1 protein-coding gene is annotated in these 1,187 nt (G+C 62.4%); it reads left to right on the forward strand.

The window, feature by feature from the left end:
- Positions 1–52 precede the first annotated feature (52 nt).
- On the forward strand, positions 53–1,187 hold a 1,135-nt coding region (locus tag FNJ47_RS46135; protein WP_163163433.1), incomplete at its 3' end, for an IS481 family transposase.

Consider the following 1,187-nt stretch of genomic DNA (forward strand, 5'->3'; position numbering starts at 1 on the left):
CATGGCCGACACATCATAGTGGATGGATTTGGCAAAGTGGGAGGCCAAATCCATGCCCTGGCGTGAGGTGTCGGTGATGGATCAACGGCGCGAGTTTGTACGGCTTGCGATGCAGGAGGGCGCGAACCGACGCGAGTTCTGCCGTCGGTTCAACATTCATCCCGATACGGCTTACAGGTGGCTCGCACGATGGCAGGCGGATCAGTCCGTCGCGGACCGATCGCGCCGGCCGCATTCGAGCCCAGGACGAACCGATTGCAAGCTGGAAGAGCGCATTCTGTCGGTACGCGATGCTCATCCGGCGTGGGGAGCTCGCAAGATCGCTCGCTGCCTGGAACGGGAAGGCAGTCATGCGCCGGCAGTTTCGACGGTCCATGAGATCTTGCGTCGAGCTGGTCGCATCAAGCCTCCGCTCGGCGGCACAGTGGCAAGCCGGCGTTTCGAGATGCCGGCCCCCAATCTGTTGTGGCAGATGGACTTCAAGGGCTGGATTCGGCTCGGCAATGACGCTCAATGCCATCCCCTGACAGTGGTCGACGACCACTCGCGCTATGATCTGTGCCTACAGGCCTGCGCCGATCAACGCACCGATACGGTGCGTAGTCGTCTGGAGATGACCTTCCGTCATTACGGTCTGCCGGAGGCCTTCTTCGTCGACAATGGTTCACCCTGGGGGGACCCTTCCGGCGAGCGGTGGACGCGGTTCTCGGTCTGGCTGCTCAAGCTCGGCATCGCGGTCATCCATAGTCGCCCCTATCACCCGCAAAGCCGTGGCAAGAACGAACGGTTCCATCGCACGCTCGCCGCTGAGGTCTTCGCGCTGCGGCACTTCCGTGATCTCGCGGAGACACAGCGCGCCTTTGACGCCTGGCGGGAGGTCTACAACTTCGAACGGCCGCATGAGGCGCTTGGACAGCAGGTGCCGGCAAGTCGATATCGGCCGAGCCTGCGGGCGATGCCCGATCGCTTGCCGGAGGTCGAATACGACAGCCACGAGATCGTGCGCCGCGTCTCCACGACCAAGGCCTACATCAGCTTCAAGGGATGCCTTTGGAAGGTCCCGCAGGCTTTCCGCGGCGAGCGCCTTGCCATTCGCCCCTCGCCAAACAGTGCGCAATACGGGGTCTTCTTCGCCGCCCACCAAGTCGCTATCATTGACTTGGCGAGCGGAAAAAGTGTCGGCCATG

It is taken from the genome of Bradyrhizobium uaiense, assembly GCF_010811875.1.
GTDB lineage: Bacteria > Pseudomonadota > Alphaproteobacteria > Rhizobiales > Xanthobacteraceae > Bradyrhizobium > Bradyrhizobium uaiense.